Below are 25,862 nucleotides of genomic sequence, written 5' to 3' on the forward strand. Positions count from 1 at the left end.
CTTGTATGTTGAAAGGGGGATATGACGGTGATTAAACGTTATTTAAAGTTCGTAAAGCCGTATAAATGGCTCATAATAGGTACCATTTTTGTAGGTATATTAAAATTCGGTATTCCATTACTTATACCATTGTTAATAAAGTTTGTTATTGATGATGTGATTAATAATGGTGCGTTAAGTCTGTCAGACAAATATATGTATTTATTTTATGCCATGCTGATTGCAGCATTTATTTTCATTATTGTCCGACCACCTATTGAATTTTTAAGGCAATACATGGCGCAATGGACAAGTAATAAAATTTTATATGACATTCGAAAAAAACTATATGGTCACTTACAAGCGTTAAGTGCGCGTTTTTACGCGAATAATAAAGCAGGCGAAGTCATTTCGCGTGTGATAAACGACGTAGAACAAACAAAAGATTTCATCATGACAGGTTTAATGAATATTTGGTTGGACTGCATCACTATTATAATTGCACTTTCCGTCATGTTTTTCTTAGATGTCCAATTAACTGTTGCTGCCATTGTCATTTTACCGTTTTACATTTTAACAGTGTATTTCTTTTTTGGTCGTTTACGCGCATTAACACGACAACGATCTCAAAAATTGGCAGAGACACAAGGGTTTTTGCATGAGCGTGTCAATGGCATGTCTGTTATTAAAAGTTTTGCGATTGAAGAGAATGAAGCGAAAAACTTTGATAAACGCAATAAAGGCTTTTTACAAAAAGCCTTTATGCATACACGATGGAATGCATATTCATTTTCAGCGATAAATACGGTTACTGATATTGGACCTTTAATAGTGATTGGCTTTGGTGCATATTTAGCGATTTCAGGATCTGTTACTGTAGGGACACTAGCTGCGTTTGTGAGTTATTTAGAGCAATTGTATGGACCATTACGTCGTTTAGTATCATCGTTTACAACTTTAACGCAAAGTTTTGCTTCAATGGACCGTGTGTTTCAGTTGTTCGATGAGCCTTATGATATAAAAAATGCAGACGATGCAAAAGACATTTCTATTACACAAGGCAATATTGAAATTCGAGACGTATCATTTAAATACAATGATGATGAGCGTGATGTTTTAAAAGAGATTAACTTAAATATTCATCATGGTGAAACAGTCGCATTTGTTGGTATGAGTGGTGGAGGTAAGTCAACCTTAATTAGTCTAATCCCACGATTTTATGATGTTACAGAAGGTGAGATTTTAATTGATCAACATAACATTAAATCGTTTGAAATCGGTTGTTTAAGAAGACAAATTGGCATGGTACAACAAGATAATATTTTATTTTCCGACACTGTTAAAGAAAACATTTTATTGGGACGTCCAGATGCCACCGAAGAAGAGGTAATTAGAGCTGCTAAAAAAGCGAATGCGCATGATTTTATTATGGCATTGCCTAAAGGCTATGACACTGAAGTCGGAGAAAGAGGTGTTAAATTATCCGGAGGACAAAAACAACGGTTATCTATTGCGCGTATATTTTTAAATGATCCGCCTATTTTAATTCTTGATGAAGCGACAAGTGCACTGGACTTAGAAAGTGAAGCTGTTATTCAAGAAGCATTAAATATTTTAAGTAAAGATCGCACTACGATGATTGTCGCACACAGGCTATCTACAATTACGCATGCAGATAAGATAGTTGTGATAGAAAATGGTCAAATTGTAGAAATGGGCACACATCAAACATTAATGAATCAACAGGGCGCTTATCAACGGCTTTACAATATACAAAATTTATAGGTTAAATATTTAACTTGTTTAGTAGTCTGGAATCACTTGATTTCAGTTTACTAAACAGGTTTTTTGTTTATATACACGAAATATTAAAATATAATTAAATGAAGTAATATGACTTATAAAATGATTAGTGTAGGGGTATAGTGATATTAAAGGGGGATGAAATCATGACATTTTTAACAATATTACAACTGATTGTAAATATTTTGATTGTAACAATACTTGTGGTTATAGCAATCGCCTGTGTGTCGTTTTTGATTTTTGATCGGAGACAAAAACAACATAGTGTATTACGTAATTATCCTGTTTTAGCGCGTGTAAGATATTTTTTTGAAAGCATTGGACCAGAATTACGTCAATATTTATTTTTAAATGATAACGAAGATAAGCCGTTTTCTAGAGATCAGTATCAACATATTGTTTTAGCTGGGAAATATAATGCAAGGGCTACAAGCTTTGGTTCGGAATTAAATTACGATGACGGATTTTATTTGAACAATGCAATGTTTCCTAAACAAAGAACGGAATTAGCAATTGATAACGATACATTAATATCAACATTTGTTTATGAAATTCAAAGAGAATCGCTTTTTAGTCGCAAGGAAACATTAAAAACTACTGATATTTCACCTTATTATTTAGATGAAGCTCACTACATAAAAATTGGTGGAAACATCGAACATCCTTATTTTGCAAAGCGTCTCGTTGGGCAGTCTGGAATGAGTTTTGGTGCATTAGGTAGTAAAGCTATAATAGCATTGTCAAAAGGTTTAGGTCGTGCAGGCACATGGATGAATACAGGAGAAGGTGGTCTTTCGTCATACCATTTGGCTGGGGAGGCAGACATTATTTTTCAAATAGGACCTGGACTTTTCGGTGTGAGACATCATGATGGTTCATTTAGTAAAGAGGCGTTTTTAAAAAAAGCACACCATCCACGTATAAAAATGTTTGAAATTAAACTTGCGCAAGGTGCTAAAACACGAGGTGGTCATATCGATGGTCAAAAAGTAACTGAGGAAGTTGCTGAAATACGAAATGTTCGGCCATATGAAACGATTAATTCACCAAACCGCTTTGATTTTATCAATAGCCCAAAAGATTTGTTAGAGTGGATTGAAACATTGCGTGATTTAAGTCAAAAGCCGATTGGTTTTAAAATAGTCGTTGGTAATCCCGATGATGTGAAAAAACTAGTGATGACGATGATTGAGCTGGATATTTTCCCTGATTTTATTACTGTTGATGGTGGTGAAGGTGGTACAGGATCAACCTTTCAAGAACTTCAAGACGGTGTAGGGCTTCCATTATTTACTGCTTTACCAATAGTAGATGGACTTTTAAAAGCGAACGGCATACGTCATAAAGTTAAAATCTTCGCTTCAGGTAAACTAGTGACTCCAGATAAAGTGGCAATTGCACTTGCATTAGGTGCTGATTTAGTAAATATTGCACGTGGTATGATGATTAGTGTAGGTTGTATCATGAGTAGACAATGTCATAAAAATACATGTCCCGTTGGTGTCGCAACAACAGACCCTAAAAAAGAGCGGGCACTGGTCGTTGAAGAAAAGGAATATCGTGTCACGAACTATATTACATCGCTGCATGAAGGGCTATTTAATATTGCTGCTGCAGTAGGTGTTTCCAGTCCAACTGAAATCGGGCCAGAACATGTTACGATAAAAAATAAAAGCGGGACGATTCAATCCATACATGACTATCAATTGAAACTCATTCAATCATAGAAAAACATGAAAAACACCTCTATCGTACATTATGATGTGTATGATCGAGGTGTTTATAGTTATAAATCAAAATCTTCTTTAATAATATCAATGTCAGGGTCATTGCTATGATATTTAAAATAACTACTTCTTAAACGATTTAAATGCTCAAGGTTATAACGGTATTCCTCTAAAGCTGCAATAACATGAATAACATTTGTATTAAAATCTTTTTGTTCGGAAGAAGTGTTAGATTGAAACGCTTCTTGGTAGGCAGTAAGCAAATCTTTTTTTAAAGGATTTGTAACGTGACTTTGGAATTCGGGATTTTCGAATTTAGCTTTTTTTGTAATACTAATTAAAATCTGCTCGTGAAACTGACTCAATTCATCCACTTCAAGTTTAATTTGTAAAAACAAAGACTCGCTCAAATTCAACAAGTCATTTTGATAGCGATTCATTCGGCGCAAAACATCATATGCATCTCGAGTGGAAAGTACTAATTCTTTGAATAGTATCTTTTTACGTGTTTGTGCACGCGCATGTTTAGGTATTAAAGAGCGTTCTTCTTTATAAATTTCAAATAGTTGTTCTAATTTAACAACACGTTGGCGCAACTGTTCCAAGTCTTGTTTTACATAGTTGAATTCTGTCGCATCATTTAGAACCAAATTAAACCATTTAAAGATATCTGTGGTGATATTGAGTGAATTGTAGTATATTTTAGTCTCGAATTTTGGGGGTAAAAAGGTTAAGTTTACAATAAATGAACTTAATACGCCAATCATCACAAGTACAAATCGATAAAACGCTGACATGTAAAATGAACCGTCGTGTTGACCCATAATGATTAATGCTGTAACAGTAGCTAAAGTGGCTACATGTGCAATGTTTAATTTAAATAAAATCGCAATAAGTAAAATTACTGTTGCACCCATAATAACAATATTATTACCAAAAATAGTGACCATCGTGACTGCTAACAATGCACCAATGATGTTCCCTTGAAATTGATCAACAATCGTTTTAAACGTTCGATAAACACTAGGTTGCATAGCTACAACTGCAGCAATACCGGCTACGGTTTTCATTCCTGCTGACGAAGGGAGTAATGATGCAATTGAGACTGCAAGAATGATGGCAATTCCGGTTTTTAATATTCTTGCACCTAATTTCAAATTATGCACTCCTTTAATTAGACGATATAGTTGCATAATAAAGCCAATTGTATTCAATTGAAAAACCATCATTTACACAGGTAGTTGTTAAAGTACTGACGATGTTATACAGCATGTACTAATCGTACCATTACAGTAACGGACTCAAATGTATGGAATGGTCATAGACGTTTATCATGTCCGTTTCAATAAATTTACAAAATACTTATACTATGACAATAAATGTGAGGATTGACATAGATTTAAAATTAAAGTAGACACATACAACGCTTTGTATTATTGTAAGATGGTTTACCGACTATTCTATGTCAATCATTTTCTTATTCAAATCATATTACAATTTATTGTGATTTGCGAGACAATTGCTGAAAAGCTTTATGAGCTGCTTCAATTGTTTTATCAATATCGGCTTCAGTGTGTTCAGTCGTTAAAAACCAAGCTTCATATTTAGAAGGGGCAAGATTAATGCCTTGATATAACATCGCTTTAAAGAATTGTGCAAACTGTGCGCCATCTGATTGATCGGCTTGATCATAATGCGTTACTTTTTCATCGGTGAAATAGACTGTTAATGCACCACGGATACGGTTTATAGTCGCTTTGATGGCGTATTTATCGATAGCCGCCTGCAGACCATCTTCTAAACGTTTACCGAGTTGATCCAATTTTTCATAAACGCCATCTTGCTCTAATACCTCAAGCAATGCAATTCCTGCACGCATAGATAATGGATTACCTGCCATAGTACCTGCTTGATAGGCTGGTCCTAACGGCGCAACTTGCTCCATTATGTCTTGTCTGCCACCGTAACCACCAATAGGCAGGCCGCCACCTATGATTTTTCCGAAAGCTGTAAGATCTGGAAAAACACCTAATAAATCTTGCGCACCGCCATAATGAAAACGAAACGCTGTGATAACTTCATCATAAATGACTAGACCGCCATATTCGTGCGTAATATCATTCACATTTTGTAAAAATCCGGGTTGAGGTTCTACCATACCGAAATTTCCGACAATTGGTTCTACAAGTACAGCTGCTACTTGGTCGCCCCAATGAGCCATTGCTTCTTTAAATGCGTTGATGTCATTGAAAGGTACCGTAATAACTTCTTGTGCAACACTTTTAGGAACACCTGCAGAATCGGGAGAGCCGAGTTGAGAAGGTCCACTCCCTGCGGCCACTAATACCAAATCGGAATGCCCATGATAGCAACCTGCAAATTTAATGATTTTGTTACGTTTTGTATACGCACGTGCCACACGTATCGTGGTCATAACTGCTTCAGTTCCAGAGTTAACAAAACGAATTTTTTCCAGAGACGGAATAGCACTACGCAATTTACGAGCGAAAGTAATTTCTAATTCCGTAGGTGTTCCATAAAGTACACCGAGAGCTGCTTGCTCTTGAATGGCTTTTGTAATATGAGGATGGGCATGACCGGTGATGATAGGACCATATGCTTGTAGGTAGTCGATATATTGATTGCCATCTACGTCATATAAATAAGCACCTTCACCTTTTTTCATAACCACAGGGGCGCCACCTCCGACTGCTTTATAAGAGCGGGAAGGGGAATTGACACCGCCTAAAATATATTCGTTTGATTCATGTTGCAAAGCTTCACTATTTGTAAACTTCATAATTTATCAGCCTCTTTTATTTAATATTTTCATTTCATATCGTATCATAAAATAAAACAATTGAAGAAAGAGGGCGTATTATGATAACAAAAGGTGAACAATTTCCAGAGTTTGAACTTGAAAATCAAAAAGGAGAAAAAATTACAAAAGCTTCATTAAAAGGTAAAAAAGTAATACTTTACTTTTATCCACGTGACAATACACCTACATGCACAACGGAAGCGTGCGATTTCAGAGACAATTTAAGTTATTTTAACGATTTAAATGTTAAAGTTTTAGGTATAAGTGGCGATTCTAAACGTAAACACCAAAATTTCATTGAGAAACATCAATTGACCTTTGATTTGTTGGTGGATGAGGATTTTGAATTATCAAAAGCAGCGGGCGTGTATCAATTGAAGAAAACATTTGGCAAAGAAACGATGGGTATCGTACGTACGACCTTTGTCATTGATGAAAAAGGCGATGTGATTGATGTGATTGAAAAAGTAAAGGTCAAAGAACAAATGGCCAAGTTGAAATCTATTCTTGAGGGGTGATTGATGTGCGTGTAGTTAGCTTAATGCGTTTAGGTGAGGAAGAGGAGCGATTGAAAACACAATTTCCTGATGTAAACTTTGAATTCTATAAACATCCATCTTTTTTGCCAGAAGAGTCCAAAGCGAAAATGGATGTGCTGTTATCGTATCATGCAGATGTTAACGAAGCATTTTTAGAAGGTGCGCAAAACTTGAAATGGATTATGTGGTATGCGACGGGAGTAAATGCGCTACCATTGAAGCAACTGAAATCAAAGGATATTTTACTCACGAATGCAAAAGGTGTGCATGCCCAACAGTTAACGGAATTTATGTTTGCATTTATATTAGATGATTATAAAGCATTAAAAGAAGCGTATGAAGAGCAGAAAAATAAAACTTATAACCATAAACGAATGACACCAACGCTTAAAAATCAAACGATTTTGTTTTTAGGGACAGGTGTAATCCCACAAAAAGCAGCTAATATTGCGCAACAATTTGGCATGAGAACCATTGGTTTAAATACATCTGGCCATGAAGCGAATGGTTTTGATGAAACCTATGCGATTCATGAAAAAATGGGTTGTTACAAAAAAGCTGATATTATCGTAAATGTTTTACCAGAAACAGAAAAAACGAAATATTTGCTTACTGCCAGAGATTTTGAGGAGATGCAACCCCATACGTTATTTATCAATTTAGGTCGTGGCAGCATTGTTAAAGAAGATGTACTTGTTCATGCGTTGAAAAAGGATTTGATCCGAAAAGCCTATTTAGATGTATTTGAAGAAGAACCACTGCCATCACATTCGGAATTATATGATTTAAATAACGTAATTTTGACAAGTCATATTACAGGAAATAGTGATAATAATAAAAAACAAGCAACGAATATATTTATGCGTAATCTCACTCATTTTCTCAATAAAGGAGAGCTAATTGAGAATATAGTGGATTTAAATAAAGGATATTAACGAAATCATTGACATAAGCAAATTGCAACCATTATATTAATATTAAGTAATAATTATTCTTATGTAGAAAGACGGGTGAATACAATGGCTGCAGAAATGGAAACTTATGAACATCAGTTAAATGACTCTCTTGCGACGTTGCGTGAAGCGGGTGTCCGCATTACACCTCAACGCCAAGCAATCTTAAATTTTCTGATACATTCAAAAACACATCCAACTGCTGATGAAATATATCAATCATTATCACCTGATTTTCCTAATATTAGTGTTGCAACCATATATAATAATCTTAAAGTTTTTAAAAAGACTGGTATTGTTAAAGAGTTAACCTATGGCGATGCATCGAGTCGCTTTGATTTCGATACACAAAACCACTATCACGTTATTTGTGAAAAATGCGGCAAAATAGTAGATTTCCATTATCCTTCTTTAAGTGAAATCGAAAAACTTGCACAACACGTAACGGATTTTAATATTACACACCATCGAATGGAAATATATGGTATTTGTCAAGAATGCAAAGAAAGTCAAGATAATGATGAATAGGCAGTTCATTGAAACATATAGAATCTTAAACGGGAACGCGTTTAAGATTCTTTTTTATTTCGTTAATATATAGTAAAGGAGTTTTACAATAAAAAAACAATGATTCACACTTTTGGTGTTACATTTCCAATCTAGAGTGATTTTTAGTATATTTTCTTGGTATTTTATGTTGACGGGAAAGGGATCCGTTGGTAAGATATAAAAGTCGCTAAGATACGACAAGCAAACAACGTTAATCACGCATTAACTTTTTGAAAAAAGTATTAAAAGTGTAAAATTAACGCTTGTAAGTTTAGAGATAACATTATAAAATATATAATGTTGAAACAACAAACTGAAAACAAACCAATTAAAAAGTTTTAAAATTTTTCTTGACACAGAATTTAAAACGAAGTATAATTGATTATTGTAACGGTTTAAAAAGAAATAAACGAACATTGAAAACTGAATGACAATATGTCAACGTTAATTCCAATAATTTTGAGTACGTAACGTACTTTCAAGAGTGATTGGCTTAAGCAATCAACGAGCTATATCAAGCTTACTTCTTTTATGGAGAGTTTGATCCTGGCTCAGGATGAACGCTGGCGGCGTGCCTAATACATGCAAGTCGAGCGAACAGATGAGGAGCTTGCTCCTTTGACGTTAGCGGCGGACGGGTGAGTAACACGTGGGTAACCTACCTATAAGACTGGAATAACTCCGGGAAACCGGGGCTAATGCCGGATAACATGTTGAACCGCATGGTTCAACAGTGAAAGACGGTCTTGCTGTCACTTATAGATGGACCCGCGCCGTATTAGCTAGTTGGTAAGGTAACGGCTTACCAAGGCGACGATACGTAGCCGACCTGAGAGGGTGATCGGCCACACTGGAACTGAGACACGGTCCAGACTCCTACGGGAGGCAGCAGTAGGGAATCTTCCGCAATGGGCGAAAGCCTGACGGAGCAACGCCGCGTGAGTGATGAAGGTCTTCGGATCGTAAAGCTCTGTTGTTAGGGAAGAACATATGTGTAAGTAACTGTGCACATCTTGACGGTACCTAACCAGAAAGCCACGGCTAACTACGTGCCAGCAGCCGCGGTAATACGTAGGTGGCAAGCGTTATCCGGAATTATTGGGCGTAAAGCGCGCGTAGGCGGTTTTTTAAGTCTGATGTGAAAGCCCACGGCTCAACCGTGGAGGGTCATTGGAAACTGGAAAACTTGAGTGCAGAAGAGGAAAGTGGAATTCCATGTGTAGCGGTGAAATGCGCAGAGATATGGAGGAACACCAGTGGCGAAGGCGGCTTTCTGGTCTGTAACTGACGCTGAGGTGCGAAAGCGTGGGGATCAAACAGGATTAGATACCCTGGTAGTCCACGCCGTAAACGATGAGTGCTAAGTGTTAGGGGGTTTCCGCCCCTTAGTGCTGCAGCTAACGCATTAAGCACTCCGCCTGGGGAGTACGGTCGCAAGACTGAAACTCAAAGGAATTGACGGGGACCCGCACAAGCGGTGGAGCATGTGGTTTAATTCGAAGCAACGCGAAGAACCTTACCAAATCTTGACATCTTTTGATCGCTCTAGAGATAGAGTTTTCCTCTTCGGAGGACAAAATGACAGGTGGTGCATGGTTGTCGTCAGCTCGTGTCGTGAGATGTTGGGTTAAGTCCCGCAACGAGCGCAACCCTTAAGCTTAGTTGCCATCATTAAGTTGGGCACTCTAAGTTGACTGCCGGTGACAAACCGGAGGAAGGTGGGGATGACGTCAAATCATCATGCCCCTTATGATTTGGGCTACACACGTGCTACAATGGACAATACAAAGGGCAGCAAAACCGCGAGGTCAAGCAAATCCCATAAAGTTGTTCTCAGTTCGGATTGTAGTCTGCAACTCGACTACATGAAGCTGGAATCGCTAGTAATCGTAGATCAGCATGCTACGGTGAATACGTTCCCGGGTCTTGTACACACCGCCCGTCACACCACGAGAGTTTGTAACACCCGAAGCCGGTGGAGTAACCATTTTGGAGCTAGCCGTCGAAGGTGGGACAAATGATTGGGGTGAAGTCGTAACAAGGTAGCCGTATCGGAAGGTGCGGCTGGATCACCTCCTTTCTAAGGATAATATACGGAATATCGCCTTAGGCGATACGGAATAACGAAGACATATTGTATTCAGTTTTGAATGGTTGTTTAACAGGGGCCTATAGCTCAGCTGGTTAGAGCGCACGCCTGATAAGCGTGAGGTCGGTGGTTCGAGTCCACTTAGGCCCACCATTTAAATAATTTTTGGGGGCTTAGCTCAGCTGGGAGAGCGCCTGCTTTGCACGCAGGAGGTCAGCGGTTCGATCCCGCTAGTCTCCACCATTTAAATTGTACATTGAAAACTAGATAAGTAAGTATAGATTTTACCAAGCAAAACCGAGTGACAAGCGAAAAGCTTGAAACAAAAAATTATCGCTAGTCGTCGACAGACGACTCACAATAATTAATAACTGGTGGATGTTGGTTAATGTTTACTTCGGATGACAGATGTTTTGAAAACGTTTGTCAGTCTATGAATCGCAAACAAGAGCGAAGGCGCTTACTTCCGTAAGCAACTGAGTGATTTGTGCCGCGATGAAGCCGAATGCAAACGATTGCCAAAACATCATAAAGATTAAGTTATTAAGGGCGCACGGTGGATGCCTTGGCACTAGAAGCCGATGAAGGACGTTACTAACGACGATATGCTTTGGGGAGCTGTAAGTAAGCTGTGATCCAGAGATTTCCGAATGGGGGAACCCAGCACGAGTTATGTCGTGTTATCCGCATGTGAATACATAGCATGTGAGAAGGTAGACCCGGAGAACTGAAACATCTTAGTACCCGGAGGAAGAGAAAGAAAAATCGATTCCCTGAGTAGCGGCGAGCGAAACGGGAAGAGCCCAAACCAACAAGCTTGCTTGTTGGGGTTGTAGGACACTCTGTACGGAGTTACAAAGGAATATGTTAGACGAATAACCTGGAAAGGTTAATCATAGAAGGTAATAATCCTGTAGTCGAAAACATATACCCTCCTGAGTGGATCCTGAGTACGGCGGAGCACGTGAAATTCCGTCGGAATCTGGGAGGACCATCTCCCAAGGCTAAATACTCTCTAGTGACCGATAGTGAACCAGTACCGTGAGGGAAAGGTGAAAAGTACCCCGGAAGGGGAGTGAAAGAGAACTTGAAACCGTGTGCTTACAAGTAGTCAGAGCCCGTTAATGGGTGATGGCGTGCCTTTTGTAGAATGAACCGGCGAGTTACGATCTGATGCAAGGTTAAGCAGAAAATGTGGAGCCGTAGCGAAAGCGAGTCTGAATAGGGCGAATGAGTATTTGGTCGTAGACCCGAAACCAGGTGATCTACCCTTGGTCAGGTTGAAGTTCAGGTAACACTGAATGGAGGACCGAACCGACTTACGTTGAAAAGTGAGCGGATGAACTGAGGGTAGCGGAGAAATTCCAATCGAACTTGGAGATAGCTGGTTCTCTCCGAAATAGCTTTAGGGCTAGCCTCAAGTGATGATTATTGGAGGTAGAGCACTGTTTGGACGAGGGGCCCCTCTCGGGTTACCGAATTCAGACAAACTCCGAATGCCAAATAATTTAACTTGGGAGTCAGAACATGGGTGATAAGGTCCGTGTTCGAAAGGGAAACAGCCCAGACCACCAGCTAAGGTCCCAAAATATATGTTAAGTGGAAAAGGATGTGGCGTTGCCCAGACAACTAGGATGTTGGCTTAGAAGCAGCCATCATTTAAAGAGTGCGTAATAGCTCACTAGTCGAGTGACACTGCGCCGAAAATGTACCGGGGCTAAACATATTACCGAAGCTGTGGATTGTCCTTTAGGACAATGGTAGGAGAGCGTTCTAAGGGCGTTGAAGCATGATCGCAAGGACATGTGGAGCGCTTAGAAGTGAGAATGCCGGTGTGAGTAGCGAAAGACGGGTGAGAATCCCGTCCACCGATTGACTAAGGTTTCCAGAGGAAGGCTCGTCCGCTCTGGGTTAGTCGGGTCCTAAGCTGAGGCCGACAGGCGTAGGCGATGGATAACAGGTTGATATTCCTGTACCACCATGATTCGTTTTAAGCGATGGGGGGACGCAGTAGGATAGGCGAAGCGTGCTGTTGGAGTGCACGTCTAAGCAGTAAGACTGAGTGTTAGGCAAATCCGGCACTCATTAAGGTCAAGCTGTGATGGGGAGAAGAAACATGTTTTCTTCGAGTCGTTGATTTCACACTGCCAAGAAAAGCCTCTAGCTAGAAGATTGGTGCCCGTACCGCAAACCGACACAGGTAGTCAAGATGAGAATTCTAAGGTGAGCGAGCGAACTCTCGTTAAGGAACTCGGCAAAATGACCCCGTAACTTCGGGAGAAGGGGTGCTCTTTGAGGTTCACGCTTCGAAGAGCCGCAGTGAATAGGCCCAAGCGACTGTTTATCAAAAACACAGGTCTCTGCTAAACCGTAAGGTGACGTATAGGGGCTGACGCCTGCCCGGTGCTGGAAGGTTAAGAGGAGTGGTTAGCATTAGCGAAGCTACGAATCGAAGCCCCAGTAAACGGCGGCCGTAACTATAACGGTCCTAAGGTAGCGAAATTCCTTGTCGGGTAAGTTCCGACCCGCACGAAAGGCGTAACGATTTGGGCACTGTCTCAACGAGAGACTCGGTGAAATCATAGTACCGGTGAAGATGCCGGTTACCCGCGACAGGACGGAAAGACCCCGTGGAGCTTTACTGTAGCCTGATATTGAAATTCGGTACAGTTTGTACAGGATAGGTAGGAGCCTTAGAAGCGTGAGCGCTAGCTTACGTGGAGGCATTGGTGGGATACTACCCTAATTGTATTGGATTTCTAACCCGCAACTCTTATCGAGTTGGGAGACAGTGTCAGGCGGGCAGTTTGACTGGGGCGGTCGCCTCCTAAAGAGTAACGGAGGCGCTCAAAGGTTCCCTCAGAATGGTTGGAAATCATTCATAGAGTGTAAAGGCATAAGGGAGCTTGACTGCGAGACCTACAAGTCGAGCAGGGTCGAAAGACGGACTTAGTGATCCGGTGGTTCCGCATGGAAGGGCCATCGCTCAACGGATAAAAGCTACCCCGGGGATAACAGGCTTATCTCCCCCAAGAGTTCACATCGACGGGGAGGTTTGGCACCTCGATGTCGGCTCATCGCATCCTGGGGCTGTAGTCGGTCCCAAGGGTTGGGCTGTTCGCCCATTAAAGCGGTACGCGAGCTGGGTTCAGAACGTCGTGAGACAGTTCGGTCCCTATCCGTCGTGGGCGTAGGAAATTTGAGAGGAGCTGTCCTTAGTACGAGAGGACCGGGATGGACATACCTCTGGTGTACCAGTTGTCGTGCCAACGGCATAGCTGGGTAGCTATGTATGGACGGGATAAGTGCTGAAAGCATCTAAGCATGAAGCCCCCCTCAAGATGAGATTTCCCAACTTCGGTTATAAGATCCCTCAGAGATGATGAGGTTAATAGGTTCGAGGTGGAAGCGTAGCGATACGTGGAGCTGACGAATACTAATCGATCGAAGACTTAATCAATTTAGTTCATAAGGTGATGCTTGTGAAACAATACTTACTATCTAGTTTTGAATGTATAATCATTCATTTTACGAAGTGACATGTTCGAATACGAACGTTTAACACACCGTATTTTACGAAGTGAAAACGTTTGAAGTCTATGAATCGCAAGAAAGATCGAAGGCGTTTACTTACCGTAAACAACTGAGTGATGACGTAGCGATGAAGACGAATGCGAACGTTTGACACGAAGTAAAACATTGTTTGGTGACAATAGCAAAGAGGCCACACCTGTTCCCATGCCGAACACAGAAGTTAAGCTCTTTAGCGCCGATGGTAGTCGGACTTACGTTCCGCGAGAGTAGGACGTTGCCAAGCATACATATTGGAGAATTAGCTCAGCTGGGAGAGCATCTGCCTTACAAGCAGAGGGTCGGCGGTTCGAACCCGTCATTCTCCACCATTTTAATAGCCGGCCTAGCTCAATTGGTAGAGCAACTGACTTGTAATCAGTAGGTTGGGGGTTCAAGTCCTCTGGCCGGCACCATGTGAGAGCCATTAGCTCAGTTGGTAGAGCATCTGACTTTTAATCAGAGGGTCAGAGGTTCGAATCCTCTATGGCTCACCATTTATGCGGGTGTGGCGGAATTGGCAGACGCACTAGACTTAGGATCTAGCGCCTTACGGCGTGGGGGTTCGACTCCCTTCACCCGCATTTAGCAGAAGTAGTTCAGCGGTAGAATACAACCTTGCCAAGGTTGGGGTCGCGGGTTCGAATCCCGTCTTCTGCTCCATTATTTTGCCGGGGTGGCGGAACTGGCAGACGCACAGGACTTAAAATCCTGCGGTGAGAGATCACCGTACCGGTTCGATTCCGGTCCTCGGCACCATGATTTAAATATGCGCCCGTAGCTCAATTGGATAGAGCGTTTGACTACGGATCAAAAGGTTATGGGTTCGACTCCTATCGGGCGCGCTACCATAGCTTTACGGGAAGTAGCTCAGCTTGGTAGAGCACTTGGTTTGGGACCAAGGGGTCGCAGGTTCAAATCCTGTCTTCCCGACTTCTTATCATAATACTTATATGGGGGCTTAGCTCAGCTGGGAGAGCGCCTGCTTTGCACGCAGGAGGTCAGCGGTTCGATCCCGCTAGTCTCCACCATTTAAAATTAATATCAACCAACTTTTTACGGCGGCGTAGCTCAGCTGGCTAGAGCGTACGGTTCATACCCGTGAGGTCGGGGGTTCGATCCCCTCCGCCGCCACTATTACTAGTTGATAGAAATGATTATTCGGACCTTTAGCTCAGTTGGTTAGAGCTAACGGCTCATAACCGTTCGGTCGCAGGTTCGAGTCCTGCAAGGTCCATATAATTTTGGAGGAATACCCAAGTCCGGCTGAAGGGATCGGTCTTGAAAACCGACAGGGGCTTAACGGCTCGCGGGGGTTCGAATCCCTCTTCCTCCGCCATTTGTATTTACATTTCTATTAACGCGGGATGGAGCAGTTCGGTAGCTCGTCGGGCTCATAACCCGAAGGTCGGTGGTTCAAATCCGCCTCCCGCAATATTTTTTTAGGTCCCGTAGTGGAGCGGTTTAACACGCCTGCCTGTCACGCAGGAGATCGCGGGTTCGATTCCCGTCGGGACCGCCATTTAAAAAATGGTTCAGTAGCTCAGTCGGTAGAGCAAAGGACTGAAAATCCTTGTGTCGGCGGTTCGATTCCGTCCTGAACCACTTTTTTATTTTGCCGGCCTAGCTCAATTGGTAGAGCAACTGACTTGTAATCAGTAGGTTGGGGGTTCAAGTCCTCTGGCCGGCACCATGATGGAGGGGTAGCGAAGTGGCTAAACGCGGCGGACTGTAAATCCGCTCCTTCGGGTTCGGCAGTTCGAATCTGCCCCCCTCCACCATATATGCATAGGGGCATAGTTCAACGGTAGAATAGAGGTCTCCAAAACCTTTGATGTGGGTTCGATTCCTACTGCCCCTGCCATGGCGGCTGTGGCGAAGTGGTTAACGCATCGGATTGTGGTTCCGACATTCGTGGGTTCGATTCCCATCAGCCGCCCTTTATTTTAAATTAATGGGCTATAGCCAAGCGGTAAGGCAACGGACTTTGACTCCGTCACTCGCTGGTTCGAATCCAGCTAGCCCAGTTCCTTTTGGCGGCATAGCCAAGTGGTAAGGCCGAGGTCTGCAAAACCTCTATTCACCGGTTCAAATCCGGTTGCCGCCTCCATTTTAATTCTAACTATGCGGGAGTAGTTCAACTCTCAGAACACTTTCCTTCCCGGAAAGAGGTACAGGTGTAAATCCTGTCTTCCGCTCCATAATATTTATAATTATCAAACATGCGGGAGTAGTTCAACTCTCAGAACACTTTCCTTCCCGGAAAGAGGTATAGGTGTAAATCCTATCTTCCGCTCCAAAATTTGCTTCCAAAGAAATGGGAGTTTTTTTGTACATTGCCGGTGTGGCGGAATTGGCAGACGCGCGGGACTCAAAATCCTGTGTCTTTACAGACGTGTCGGTTCGACCCCGACCACCGGTATTCCATTATTTAAAAGTCGCAGCTACTGCGGCTTTTTTTATTCGCCTTTTATTTTATATGTTTGTTAATGGTGTGGAATTCTACAATTAATATAGAGAAATAGTACACTTGTGATTGTGAAGAGACTTTGAATATATTATGATGGATATATTAATTTTTTAGGAGGGGCAACATTGCCAAAATCAAATCAAGAAAAAAAGCAATTTTTTACGAATATTCTTAATGCTGTTGGTGCGGGTGTCGTCATTGCATTGCTGCCTAATGCCTTACTAGGGGAATTTTTGAAGTTTTTTAAAGAAGGTCAACCTACATTAGAACTGATGTATCAACTTGTATTAATAATACAATCATTTATGGCTTTTATTATTGGCGCACTGGCTGCTCATGCGTTTAAATTTTCGGGTCCTGGTGTTGTGATAACTGGCATATCCGCGATGTTAGGATCAGGTGCAATTCAATATAAAAATGGCCAAATTTTTCTTCAAGGTATTGGTGATATCATTAATATTATTTTAGTAGTGATATTAGCTTGTTTTTTATTTTTAATTTTAAAAGATAAATTTGGTTCACTTGAGATGATAATTTTACCTGTTTTAATTCCTGTACTTAGTGGTGTTGTAGGATTAACAGTTTTACCACATGTGCGTAAAGTCACTCAAGCTATAGGTGCTATGGTTCAATCATTTACTGATTTAAATCCTTTAATGATGTGTATTCTTATTTCTATGACATTTGCATTGCTCATGGTTACACCAATTTCAGTTGTAGCCATTGCCACTGCAATTTCATTAGATGGTCTTGGCAGTGGTGCTGGTAATATGGGGATTGTTGCTGCATGTGTAACATTCATATTTGGCTCATTAGGTGTTAATAAATTAGGTGTTAATATCGTACTGTTTATTGGTGCTGCTAAAATGATGATTCCAGTTTATTTAAAGCATCCCATAATTATGGTTCCTTTAGCTATTAATGGTGCAATCACTGGGACACTCACATATTTAATAGGTATTAAAGGAACACCTATGTCTGCAGGATTTGGCTATACTGGTTTAGTCGGTCCGCTTAATGCGTTCTCACGTATGACAGGTGATCCAGTAATGAATATTTTATTATTAACTTTTGGTTATTTAATTGTTCCTTTTACCTTAGGATTTCTCGTACATCAAGTGTGTAAAAAATGGATACCAGGTTATTCTGATGATATTTATCGTTTTGAAATACCAAAACAATAAAATATCTTTATTTAATATTTAGAACCTAACTATATTTAGGGATAACGTTAAAAAAGCGTTATCTCTTTTTTTAAATTTTCATTGCATAAACTTACACATAAATGTATAATAATGAATATTATTTAAAGGGAGGTTATTCAATGAAATACTTAGGGAAGTGCATCACTGTTGTCATTATCATCATGGTGTTATTCGCAACGATGTTGATTCCAGAATCACAAGCATCGCAAAATGATCAATGGAATAAAATTAAAGCGAGAGGGGAATTGCGTGTTGGTTTGTCAGCTGATTACGCGCCCATGGAGTTTGAAAGAACAGTGAATGGTCAACGTGAATATGCCGGTATTGATATAGAACTAGCTAAGAAAATTGCGGATGATAATGGGGTAAAACTAAAAATAGTGAATATGCAATTTGATAGTCTCCTAGGGGCGCTTAAGACTGGAAAAATTGATCTCATTATTTCTGGTATGACGCCAACAGATGAACGTAAACAAGAAGTGGATTTTTCTAATTCTTATATGGTTGTTGATCAAAAAGTAATTATACGGAAAAAAGATCAAAAGAAATATCAAACGTTAGATGATTTAAAAGGAAAACGAATTGGAGCACAAAAACAGACTACACAAGAAGAGCTAGCACGTTCTGAAATTCAAGATGCGGAGGTACAATCGCTCACACGTGTTCCAGAAGTTATATTGTCTCTTAAAAGTAATAAATTGGATGCTATTGTGCTAGATAGTGCTGTAGGGACTGCTTATTTAAAACAAAATGATGACTTAACTTTTTCTAAAGCCTCTTTTGCTGATTCTAAGAGGGAAACTGCGATTGCAGTACCTAAAAATTCACCTGAGTTATTAAATAAGGTGAATCGCACGATTAAAGAAGTGGACGAAAAGAATTTAATTTCTCAATTTGAAGACAAAGCTGCAGACGCTATGAAAGATGAAGGGAACTTTTTTACAAAATATGGAAACTTTTTTGTTACAGGTTTAACAAATACGATTTTAATTTCATTGATCGGTGTAGTATTCGGGGCAGTTTTTGGTGCATTATTTGCATTAATGAAAATTGGTTCTATTAAACCGTTAAAATGGTTTGCTTCAGCGTATATTGAATTTATTAGAGGAACACCATTATTAGTTCAAGTCTTTCTTGTATATTTTGGTACAACTGCTGTTTTAGGCTTAGACATTTCTGCCTTTATATGTGGGGCAATCGCATTAGTCATTAATTGCTCAGCATACATTGCTGAAATTATCCGTGCTGGTATTAATGCAGTCGATAAAGGTCAGATGGAAGCATCACGTAGTTTAGGTTTAAATTATGCTCAAACGATGAAGAGTGTCATTATGCCTCAAGCAATTAAAAATATTTTGCCTGCATTAGGTAATGAATTCGTAACAGTAATTAAGGAATCTTCCATAATCTCAGTCATTGGTGTTAGTGAAATTATGTTTAATGCACAAGTTGTGCAAGGAGCTTCTTTTGATCCATTTACGCCATTATTAGTAGCGGCAATTTTATATTTCATTTTAACATTTACTTTGTCTAGACTTATGAATGTATTTGAAGGGAGATTGAAAGTTAGTGATTAAAATAGAAAAACTATACAAATCTTTTGGTAAACAAGATGTTTTAAAGGGCATAGACTTAAATATAAATAAAGGTGAAGTTGTAGCCATTATTGGTCCATCAGGTAGTGGGAAAAGTACGCTATTACGTTGCATGAATCTTTTAGAAACACCTTCCCAAGGACGTATTATCTTTGAAAATAAAGATTTGACAGATAAAGGGACTAAAATTGATATGTTACGTCAAGACATGGGGATGGTATTTCAAAATTTCAATTTATTTCCACACAAAAAAGTAATTGATAATATTATTTTAGCTCCTAGTCTTCTTAAAAAGGGAACGAAATCGAATTTAAATACGCAGGCTTTACATTTATTAGATAGAGTAGGCCTTAAGGAGAGGGCAAATGCTTATCCGAGTCAGTTGTCTGGTGGACAAAAGCAACGGGTAGCAATTGCACGTGCATTAGCAATGAATCCTAAAGTTATGCTTTTTGATGAACCTACATCAGCTTTAGACCCTGAAGTTGTAGGAGAAGTATTAAATGTAATGAAATCATTAGCAAAAGAAGGGATGACAATGGTTGTGGTAACGCATGAAATGGATTTTGCAAGAAATGTCAGTGATCGCGTTATTTTTATGGCTGATGGTGTGGTAATAGAAGAAGGTCCACCTGAAGCAATTTTTCAAAAGCCACAACATGAGCGTACACAAAATTTCTTAAAACGTGTAATGTAAATATGGCACTAAAATCAAGTGTTTCTTAGATGAGAGTTTTCTAAGGAACACTTTTTTTAGTGAGCTTGCTTTAATGAAGTAATTATGAATTATTAAAAACATTTTTCTGAAGAGACCTTATAAAATTATGGTAAAATAATAGCGTGACTTTGTGAGGTGAATGAAATGGATTATGTTAAGTTAAAACAAGAAATTATAGACTATGCACATCAAATTGGCATTGATGATATTGGATTTACCACGGCTGATCCATTTGATGAACTGAAAAACAAGTTGATTGAATACCATGAGAAAGGGTATGCGTCTGGTTTTGAAGAATCCGACATTTCATTAAGAGTGGATCCTAAGTTGTCCATGTCCTCAGCGCAATCTATTATAGCGATTGCAGTGGGTTATCCCAATAAGCTTAAAGGTGCACCGAAAAGTGTTCGGGGTGAGCGAAGAGGGATGTTTGCGCGTGCTTCATGGGGTCAAGACTATCATTCCATAATGCGTCGAAGGTTAAATGATTTAGCTCTATTTATTCAATCGAAAGTCCCTGAAGCAGAAATGATGTCTATGGTGGATACTGGCGTTTTGTCAGATCGTGCTGTAGCTGAACGTGCTGGTTTAGGGTTTACGGGTCGAAATGGTTTTGTCATTAATCCTGAGCTCGGCACATGGACGTATCTTGGCGAAATGTTAATCAACTTACCTTTCCCTCCTGATGAGCAAATTTTGGATAGTTGTGGTACATGTACCATTTGTGTTGATCGTTGTCCAACTGGTGCATTGGTTGGTGACGGTCAATTGAATAGTCAAAAATGTATTAGCTTTTTAACCCAAACAAAAGGTTATTTAAAAGATGAATATCGATATAAGATAGGCAATCGTCTCTATGGATGTGATACGTGTCAGCAAGTATGTCCAAAAAATAGAGGGATTAATACAGAACAAGAAGATATTATTCTTGAGCCAGAAATATTGAAACCTAAATTAGTTCCACTTTTACAAATGTCTAATAAAGAATTTAAACAGACGTATGGACACTTAGCTGGAGCATGGCGTGGAAAAAAACCAATTCAACGTAATGCAATCATAGCTTTAGCACATTTCAATGAAACGTCTGCTATACCAGAATTAAAAGAAGTTGCCAAAAATGATCCCCGCCCTATGATAAGAGGGACAGCTTATTGGGCGATTGGTCAAATATTGGGGGATGCGGCTAAAGACTTTATTATGTCGCAGTACGATAATGAATTAGAGGAAGTTCAATTAGAAATGAAAAAAGGTTTAGAAATGAGGAGACTATAAAAATGACAATTCATGTTGTATTATATCAACCTGAAATACCTGCAAATACAGGAAATATTGCACGTACGTGTGCAGCTACAGATACCCACTTACATTTAATTCGCCCGTTAGGTTTTAGTACGGATGATAAAATGTTGCGCCGTGCTGGGTTAGATTATTGGCAATTTGTAAACATTACATATCACGATAGTATAGAAGCTTTTTTCGAATCCACTGAAGGAGAATATTACTTATTAACAAAATTTGGTTCGAAAAACCACACGTCTTTAGATTTTTCTGACACACAAACAAATCATTACTTTATATTTGGTAAAGAAACGACTGGTTTACCAGACTGGGTTAAAGAAACGTATCAAAACACTGCAATGCGTATTCCTATGAATGATAATGTGAGAGCACTAAACTTATCAAATACAGCTGCAATTTTAATTTATGAAGCTTTAAGACAACAAGGATATCCTAATTTACAATAAAAAAGGAGTTCGGCTATGGTAGAGTACATTATTCAAGGCGGCAAGATTTATACTGAAGATGGTGTCATTGAAAACGGTTATATAAAAGTTAAAGATCACCTTATTGTGTCAATTGGTCATGAGCCATACGAAGGTAATCTTGAAGTTATTAATGTTTCAGGAAGTCATATTTTGCCTGGTTTTATTGATGTTCACATTCACGGTGGATATGGCCAAGATGCAATGGATGCGAATGAAGAAGGGTTAAAACACTTATCTAAAAATTTATTGACGGAAGGGACAACAAGTTATCTTGCAACAACGATGACGCAATCCAATGATGCTATTATTGATGCTTTACATACGATTGCACACTATCAACAACATCAAACTGCACAAGAAGCAGAAATCCTAGGTGTACATTTGGAAGGACCTTTTATTTCAGAAAATAAGGTAGGAGCGCAAAACCCTAAATATGTCCAACGTCCTACGATTGCTCAAATTGAATCTTTTCAAGAAGCGGCGAATCAATTAATTAAAATTATTACAATTGCTCCTGAAGTAGAAGGTGCGCATGACGTTATTCAAGCTTTTCGTCAAAATATTATTTTTTCTATAGGACACTCGGTAGCGACCTTTGATGAAGCAAATGAAGCAGTTCAATGTGGTGTTAAACATGTGACACATTTGTACAATGCTGCTACGCCTTATACGCATCGAAATCCAGGTGTGTTTGGAGCAGCATGGACAAACCCATTTTTACGTTGTGAACTCATAGGAGATGGCATACACTCTCATCCAGCTTCTGTTGATATTGCATTTAAAATGAAAGGCACATCGCATATGTATTTAATCACTGATGCAATGCGTGCTAAAGGATTAGGGCCTGGGGTATACGATTTAGGCGGACAAAATGTGACTGTTACCAATGGAACTGCACGACTTGAAAATGGGGCACTTGCAGGTAGTATATTAAAAATGAATGAAGGCTTAAAAAATTTAATTGAATTCACCCAACAGTCCTTAGAAGATTTATGGCGTGTAACAAGTTATAATCAAGCTAAGACATTAAATATACTTCATCAAAAAGGAAGTTTACGTGAAGGTAAACACGCGGATATCGTTATTTTAGATGACGATATAAATGTTTTAAAAACAATCAAGATGGGGTATGTATTTAATAATGTTAATGACAAGAATGCATAATAGAGGAGTGTACGAATATGGCAATGAACTTTAAAGTTTTTAAAGACAAAGATACTGCAGCGATTTATGCGGCGGATATCATTAGAAAACAATTCAATAATAATCCAACAACGATCGCAGGGTTTCATTTAAATGAGGAAGCGGCACCAGTGCTTGATTATTTAAAGCGTAATGTTGATGATCATGCGGTTGATTTTAGTCAAATTCATATTTTAGATTACGATAAACAAACATCATACTTTAAAGCATTAGGTGTACCAGAAAAACAAATTCATGAAATTCCAGAAGAAGATGAAGTTGAAAAATTTATTGAACGTAAAGCGAAAACGAAAGACAATAAAGGCAAACTTACATTGCAAGTTGTTTCAATCAATAATAAAGGTGAATTTGGTATTCCTGTTACGAATGGTTTAAAGCCTGCACGTGAAATTTTTGTTGTTGTGACAGGAAGTGAAAAAGCGGATGTCATTAAAAAATTATATGAAGACAATGGTAATACAAGCTTTATTCCTTCAAGTTTAAAAGCTCACCGTATGGTCAATGTCATTCTTGATGAAGCTGCTGCGCAAGGGTTACCTGATGATGTAAGAGCGTACTTCACTTCACTTTATGCATAAAAGAATTGGGGTGATGTAATGTCTGAAGAAAAACATATCGAACATGAAAATGAGATGGTAGATAATTTCGATGATCTTGTGCAATTAGGCAAAGAAATGGAACAGATTTCTGAAACAAATGATCAAGACAAATTGAACCAATCACATGACTCTGAGGGACGTTCAAATCAATAATACGCTAAAAATGAGACACTCCTTTTACATGAGTGTCTCATTTTTTTATTTAATACGTTATAGTGACGCAAATATAAGTTAGAGGTTCCGTTGTTTTATATAGAAAGATAAATTATAATATACGTCATCAATGATTTTTCGAAAGGTGACGCGCTATGAAACTTTATCATAAATGGGTGCTACTTCTCATCGCCTCAACATGTATTAATCTTTTATCTATTAAAGGATTTCCACTTGCGTTAGGGACGTTGTATTTACCAATACTCTTTAAAGTTGTCCAAATGCAGATGAATCTGTCAGACGGATTGTTTGATGAAAAGGTGAATGCCAATGTATTTATACATAACAACCAAAAGGGTATCATTATCAGCGTATTATGTTGCACAGCCATTACTGCTGCATTATTTGTCTATCTTAAAGATTTTTATGCTTCGCTAACAGGTCTATTTAGCTATCTAATTATGTTTAGCCCAGTGACATTAGCGATTGGTTTTATACTATACATCCTGTCTGCAATTGCAATTGTTCAAGCAGTTAAGCAAAAATTTGCTTCTCAATAATCACATGACATGCTTAATTATTGATCTTAACTAAGATGAAGGCGAAAAGCGCTTTCATCTTTTTTGCGTTGCGAGCATACACGCAATTGAACCTTGTTTTTGTTTAATGCTATAATTTAATTGAAGATATATATTGATTAAAGGGGAGCGAATTTATATGTCAGTAAGAATTGAACACGACACTTTCGGTGAAATTGAAGTACCATCAGATAAATATTGGGGTGCTCAAACCCAACGAAGTAAGCAAAATTTTCCAGTAGGTAAAGAGAAAATGCCTATTGAAGTAATATATGGTTTTGCACAGTTAAAACGTGGTGCTGCCTTAGCAAACCATGCGTTAGGTAAATTAAGCGAAGCAAAAAAAGATGCGATTGTACACGCATGTGATCGTATTTTAAAAGGCGAATTAGATGAACATTTTCCATTAGTTGTTTGGCAAACTGGAAGCGGTACTCAAAGTAATATGAACGTCAACGAGGTTGTGAGCTACGTTGCAAATGAATATTTAAAAGAAAATGGTAGTGACGAGCACATCCATCCAAATGATGACGTGAACAAATCACAAAGTTCGAATGATACATTTCCAACAGCGATGCATGTGGCATTATATCATGAGATTGAATCTAAATTAGAGCCGGCATTAAAAGGTTTACGAGAAACATTCTATCAAAAAGAAAATGCCTATAAAGATATTATTAAAATTGGTCGAACGCATCTTCAAGATGCCACACCGATTACATTAGGTCAAGAAATTAGTGGTTGGCGTTATATGTTAGATGTATGTGAACAACTTCTTTCTGAATCGAAAAAACATATTCTTAATCTAGCAATTGGAGGAACGGCAGTGGGAACGGGAATTAATGCGCATCCTGAATTTGGTGATAAAGTTGCACATTATATCTCAGAAAATACTGGTTATCCATTCGTATCCTCAGAAAATAAATTCCATGCATTAACAGCACATGATGAAGTGGTTCAATTACATGGTTCTTTAAAGGCATTAGCAGGCGATTTAATGAAAATCGCGAATGATATTCGATGGTTAGCTTCAGGTCCACGTGCAGGACTTGCGGAAATTTCAATTCCAGAAAATGAACCAGGCTCATCGATTATGCCAGGTAAAGTAAATCCAACGCAATGTGAAATGTTAACGATGGTCGCAGCACAAGTGATGGGGAATGACACTGTCGTCGGTTTCTCAAGTTCTCAAGGTAATTTTGAACTCAATGTATTTAAACCGGTCATCTTCCATAACACCCTTCAATCCATTTATTTATTAGCCGATGGTATGAACACATTTAATCAAAATTGTGCTGTTGGTATTGAACCAATTGAAGATAATATCGATCGTTATTTAAATCGCTCACTGATGCTTGTAACTGCATTAAATCCACATATTGGTTATGAAAATGCAGCGTCAATTGCTAAAAAAGCACATAGAGAAGGCTTAACTTTAAAAGAAGCAGCGATACAATCTGGCCATTTAACTGAAGAACAATTTGATGCATGGATTAAACCAGAAGATATGGTACATCCTAAGTAATTAAGGAGGATTTTTGCAGC

General features: G+C 39.1%; 17 protein-coding genes, 26 tRNA genes and 3 rRNA genes. 44 read left to right on the plus strand and 2 right to left on the minus strand.

Annotated features, from left to right (window positions below):
- Positions 1 to 27 precede the first annotated feature (27 nt).
- Together SHYC_RS04405 and SHYC_RS04410 are read left to right on the plus strand one after the other, a co-directional pair.
- Positions 28 to 1,764 (plus strand): ABC transporter ATP-binding protein, encoded by a 1,737-nt coding sequence (locus SHYC_RS04405; protein WP_039644833.1) that lies wholly within the window; start codon positions 28 to 30, stop codon positions 1,762 to 1,764.
- Between the two features lie 164 nt (positions 1,765 to 1,928).
- Positions 1,929 to 3,509, plus strand: a complete 1,581-nt coding sequence (locus SHYC_RS04410) for an FMN-binding glutamate synthase family protein (protein WP_039644835.1) — start codon at positions 1,929 to 1,931, stop codon at positions 3,507 to 3,509.
- Between the two features lie 59 nt (positions 3,510 to 3,568).
- On the opposite strand, the gene SHYC_RS04415 is transcribed toward SHYC_RS04410, so the two are convergent.
- Together SHYC_RS04415 and SHYC_RS04420 are read right to left on the minus strand one after the other, a co-directional pair.
- On the minus strand, positions 3,569 to 4,666 hold the full coding sequence (locus tag SHYC_RS04415; RefSeq protein ID WP_039644836.1) for an FUSC family protein: 1,098 nt from the start codon (positions 4,664 to 4,666) through the stop codon (positions 3,569 to 3,571).
- A gap of 341 nt (positions 4,667 to 5,007) precedes the next feature.
- Entirely contained in the window at positions 5,008 to 6,309 is a 1,302-nt protein-coding gene (locus SHYC_RS04420) for a glutamate-1-semialdehyde 2,1-aminomutase (RefSeq protein WP_039644839.1), read from the minus strand.
- An 80-nt stretch (positions 6,310 to 6,389) separates the two neighbouring features.
- Here SHYC_RS04420 and bcp point away from each other — a divergent pair, with 80 nt between their 5' ends.
- From bcp to fumC, 42 genes are all read left to right on the plus strand, one after another.
- Positions 6,390 to 6,848 (plus strand): thioredoxin-dependent thiol peroxidase, encoded by a 459-nt coding sequence (bcp, locus tag SHYC_RS04425; RefSeq protein ID WP_039644842.1) that lies wholly within the window; start codon positions 6,390 to 6,392, stop codon positions 6,846 to 6,848.
- Positions 6,849 to 6,853: 5 nt separating this feature from the next.
- On the plus strand, positions 6,854 to 7,804 hold the full coding sequence (locus SHYC_RS04430; RefSeq protein ID WP_039644844.1) for a phosphoglycerate dehydrogenase: 951 nt from the start codon (positions 6,854 to 6,856) through the stop codon (positions 7,802 to 7,804).
- Positions 7,805 to 7,888: 84 nt separating this feature from the next.
- Positions 7,889 to 8,350 (plus strand): peroxide-responsive transcriptional repressor PerR, encoded by a 462-nt coding sequence (gene perR, locus SHYC_RS04435; RefSeq protein ID WP_039644847.1) that lies wholly within the window; start codon positions 7,889 to 7,891, stop codon positions 8,348 to 8,350.
- A 549-nt stretch (positions 8,351 to 8,899) separates the two neighbouring features.
- Positions 8,900 to 10,451, plus strand: a 16S ribosomal RNA gene (locus SHYC_RS04440).
- 85 nt (positions 10,452 to 10,536) lie between these two features.
- Positions 10,537 to 10,613, plus strand: a tRNA-Ile gene (locus SHYC_RS04445).
- Positions 10,614 to 10,627: 14 nt separating this feature from the next.
- Positions 10,628 to 10,703 (plus strand) — tRNA-Ala (locus tag SHYC_RS04450).
- 290 nt (positions 10,704 to 10,993) lie between these two features.
- Positions 10,994 to 13,920, plus strand: a 23S ribosomal RNA gene (locus SHYC_RS04455).
- Positions 13,921 to 14,162: 242 nt separating this feature from the next.
- Positions 14,163 to 14,277 (plus strand): 5S ribosomal RNA (gene rrf, locus SHYC_RS04460).
- The 16S, 23S and 5S rRNA genes sit together here with 26 tRNA genes alongside, the layout of an rRNA operon.
- 9 nt (positions 14,278 to 14,286) lie before the next feature.
- Positions 14,287 to 14,362, plus strand: a tRNA-Val gene (locus tag SHYC_RS04465).
- An 8-nt stretch (positions 14,363 to 14,370) separates the two neighbouring features.
- A tRNA-Thr gene (locus tag SHYC_RS04470) sits at positions 14,371 to 14,446 on the plus strand.
- 5 nt (positions 14,447 to 14,451) lie between these two features.
- Positions 14,452 to 14,527 (plus strand) — tRNA-Lys (locus SHYC_RS04475).
- Between the two features lie 5 nt (positions 14,528 to 14,532).
- Positions 14,533 to 14,614: transfer RNA gene (locus tag SHYC_RS04480), tRNA-Leu, on the plus strand.
- A 4-nt stretch (positions 14,615 to 14,618) separates the two neighbouring features.
- Positions 14,619 to 14,693: transfer RNA gene (locus SHYC_RS04485), tRNA-Gly, on the plus strand.
- A 7-nt stretch (positions 14,694 to 14,700) separates the two neighbouring features.
- A tRNA-Leu gene (locus SHYC_RS04490) sits at positions 14,701 to 14,789 on the plus strand.
- Positions 14,790 to 14,801: 12 nt separating this feature from the next.
- Positions 14,802 to 14,875: transfer RNA gene (locus SHYC_RS04495), tRNA-Arg, on the plus strand.
- Between the two features lie 14 nt (positions 14,876 to 14,889).
- A tRNA-Pro gene (locus SHYC_RS04500) sits at positions 14,890 to 14,963 on the plus strand.
- 22 nt (positions 14,964 to 14,985) lie between these two features.
- Positions 14,986 to 15,061: transfer RNA gene (locus tag SHYC_RS04505), tRNA-Ala, on the plus strand.
- Between the two features lie 29 nt (positions 15,062 to 15,090).
- Positions 15,091 to 15,164: transfer RNA gene (locus SHYC_RS04510), tRNA-Met, on the plus strand.
- 29 nt (positions 15,165 to 15,193) lie between these two features.
- A tRNA-Ile gene (locus tag SHYC_RS04515) sits at positions 15,194 to 15,267 on the plus strand.
- 9 nt (positions 15,268 to 15,276) lie between these two features.
- A tRNA-Ser gene (locus SHYC_RS04520) sits at positions 15,277 to 15,369 on the plus strand.
- Positions 15,370 to 15,391: 22 nt separating this feature from the next.
- Positions 15,392 to 15,465 (plus strand) — tRNA-Met (locus SHYC_RS04525).
- A 10-nt stretch (positions 15,466 to 15,475) separates the two neighbouring features.
- Positions 15,476 to 15,552: transfer RNA gene (locus tag SHYC_RS04530), tRNA-Asp, on the plus strand.
- 10 nt (positions 15,553 to 15,562) lie between these two features.
- Positions 15,563 to 15,635, plus strand: a tRNA-Phe gene (locus tag SHYC_RS04535).
- Between the two features lie 12 nt (positions 15,636 to 15,647).
- Positions 15,648 to 15,723 (plus strand) — tRNA-Thr (locus SHYC_RS04540).
- 4 nt (positions 15,724 to 15,727) lie between these two features.
- Positions 15,728 to 15,811 (plus strand) — tRNA-Tyr (locus tag SHYC_RS04545).
- A gap of 9 nt (positions 15,812 to 15,820) precedes the next feature.
- Positions 15,821 to 15,894, plus strand: a tRNA-Trp gene (locus SHYC_RS04550).
- A gap of 2 nt (positions 15,895 to 15,896) precedes the next feature.
- Positions 15,897 to 15,969, plus strand: a tRNA-His gene (locus tag SHYC_RS04555).
- A 16-nt stretch (positions 15,970 to 15,985) separates the two neighbouring features.
- Positions 15,986 to 16,057 (plus strand) — tRNA-Gln (locus SHYC_RS04560).
- Between the two features lie 8 nt (positions 16,058 to 16,065).
- A tRNA-Cys gene (locus tag SHYC_RS04565) sits at positions 16,066 to 16,140 on the plus strand.
- A gap of 16 nt (positions 16,141 to 16,156) precedes the next feature.
- Positions 16,157 to 16,231 (plus strand) — tRNA-Gly (locus tag SHYC_RS12195).
- 23 nt (positions 16,232 to 16,254) lie between these two features.
- A tRNA-Gly gene (locus SHYC_RS12200) sits at positions 16,255 to 16,329 on the plus strand.
- A 39-nt stretch (positions 16,330 to 16,368) separates the two neighbouring features.
- Positions 16,369 to 16,452, plus strand: a tRNA-Leu gene (locus SHYC_RS04575).
- A 173-nt stretch (positions 16,453 to 16,625) separates the two neighbouring features.
- The gene (locus tag SHYC_RS04580; RefSeq protein ID WP_039644849.1) at positions 16,626 to 17,684 is read left to right on the plus strand and encodes a PTS sugar transporter subunit IIC; all 1,059 of its coding nucleotides are present in this window, start codon (positions 16,626 to 16,628) and stop codon (positions 17,682 to 17,684) included.
- Positions 17,685 to 17,824: 140 nt separating this feature from the next.
- Positions 17,825 to 19,282 (plus strand): ABC transporter substrate-binding protein/permease, encoded by a 1,458-nt coding sequence (locus tag SHYC_RS04585; RefSeq protein WP_039644850.1) that lies wholly within the window; start codon positions 17,825 to 17,827, stop codon positions 19,280 to 19,282.
- Positions 19,275 to 19,997 (plus strand): amino acid ABC transporter ATP-binding protein, encoded by a 723-nt coding sequence (locus SHYC_RS04590; protein WP_039644852.1) that lies wholly within the window; start codon positions 19,275 to 19,277, stop codon positions 19,995 to 19,997. The genes SHYC_RS04585 and SHYC_RS04590 overlap by 8 nt, the downstream gene beginning before the upstream one ends.
- Before the next feature lie 165 nt (positions 19,998 to 20,162).
- Positions 20,163 to 21,290 carry a tRNA epoxyqueuosine(34) reductase QueG gene (gene queG, locus SHYC_RS04595; protein WP_039644853.1) on the plus strand — a complete coding sequence of 376 codons (1,128 nt, stop codon included), beginning with the start codon at positions 20,163 to 20,165 and terminating at the stop codon, positions 21,288 to 21,290.
- 2 nt (positions 21,291 to 21,292) lie between these two features.
- Positions 21,293 to 21,763: a tRNA (uridine(34)/cytosine(34)/5-carboxymethylaminomethyluridine(34)-2'-O)-methyltransferase TrmL gene (gene trmL / locus SHYC_RS04600; RefSeq protein ID WP_039644854.1), complete on the plus strand. Its 471-nt coding sequence runs from the start codon at positions 21,293 to 21,295 to the stop codon at positions 21,761 to 21,763.
- A gap of 15 nt (positions 21,764 to 21,778) precedes the next feature.
- A complete protein-coding gene (nagA, locus tag SHYC_RS04605) occupies positions 21,779 to 22,948 on the plus strand; it encodes an N-acetylglucosamine-6-phosphate deacetylase (RefSeq protein ID WP_039644856.1) in 1,170 nt (389 codons plus the stop codon).
- A gap of 17 nt (positions 22,949 to 22,965) precedes the next feature.
- Positions 22,966 to 23,565, plus strand: a complete 600-nt coding sequence (locus SHYC_RS04610) for a 6-phosphogluconolactonase (protein WP_039644857.1) — start codon at positions 22,966 to 22,968, stop codon at positions 23,563 to 23,565.
- An 18-nt stretch (positions 23,566 to 23,583) separates the two neighbouring features.
- The gene (locus SHYC_RS12350) at positions 23,584 to 23,739 is read left to right on the plus strand and encodes an SAS053 family DNA gyrase inhibitor (protein WP_167693803.1); all 156 of its coding nucleotides are present in this window, start codon (positions 23,584 to 23,586) and stop codon (positions 23,737 to 23,739) included.
- A 155-nt stretch (positions 23,740 to 23,894) separates the two neighbouring features.
- On the plus strand, positions 23,895 to 24,299 hold the full coding sequence (locus SHYC_RS04615; RefSeq protein WP_039644859.1) for a hypothetical protein: 405 nt from the start codon (positions 23,895 to 23,897) through the stop codon (positions 24,297 to 24,299).
- Positions 24,300 to 24,456: 157 nt separating this feature from the next.
- Positions 24,457 to 25,842, plus strand: a complete 1,386-nt coding sequence (gene fumC / locus SHYC_RS04620) for a class II fumarate hydratase (protein WP_039644862.1) — start codon at positions 24,457 to 24,459, stop codon at positions 25,840 to 25,842.
- The last annotated feature ends 20 nt before the right edge of the window (positions 25,843 to 25,862 follow it).

This window comes from Staphylococcus hyicus (assembly GCF_000816085.1).
GTDB classification, from domain to species: Bacteria; Bacillota; Bacilli; order Staphylococcales; family Staphylococcaceae; genus Staphylococcus; species Staphylococcus hyicus.

Coding starts and splice junctions, on each gene's coding strand:
- SHYC_RS04410 (WP_039644835.1), top strand. CDS start 1,929: ATGACATTTTTAACAATATTACAACTGATTGTAAATATTTTGATTGTA.
- SHYC_RS04420 (WP_039644839.1), bottom strand. CDS start 6,309: ATGAAGTTTACAAATAGTGAAGCTTTGCAACATGAATCAAACGAATAT.
- bcp (WP_039644842.1), top strand. CDS start 6,390: ATGATAACAAAAGGTGAACAATTTCCAGAGTTTGAACTTGAAAATCAA.
- perR (WP_039644847.1), top strand. CDS start 7,889: ATGGCTGCAGAAATGGAAACTTATGAACATCAGTTAAATGACTCTCTT.
- SHYC_RS04585 (WP_039644850.1), top strand. CDS start 17,825: ATGAAATACTTAGGGAAGTGCATCACTGTTGTCATTATCATCATGGTG.
- queG (WP_039644853.1), top strand. CDS start 20,163: ATGGATTATGTTAAGTTAAAACAAGAAATTATAGACTATGCACATCAA.
- trmL (WP_039644854.1), top strand. CDS start 21,293: ATGACAATTCATGTTGTATTATATCAACCTGAAATACCTGCAAATACA.
- nagA (WP_039644856.1), top strand. CDS start 21,779: ATGGTAGAGTACATTATTCAAGGCGGCAAGATTTATACTGAAGATGGT.
- SHYC_RS04610 (WP_039644857.1), top strand. CDS start 22,966: ATGGCAATGAACTTTAAAGTTTTTAAAGACAAAGATACTGCAGCGATT.
- SHYC_RS12350 (WP_167693803.1), top strand. CDS start 23,584: ATGTCTGAAGAAAAACATATCGAACATGAAAATGAGATGGTAGATAAT.
- SHYC_RS04615 (WP_039644859.1), top strand. CDS start 23,895: ATGAAACTTTATCATAAATGGGTGCTACTTCTCATCGCCTCAACATGT.
- fumC (WP_039644862.1), top strand. CDS start 24,457: ATGTCAGTAAGAATTGAACACGACACTTTCGGTGAAATTGAAGTACCA.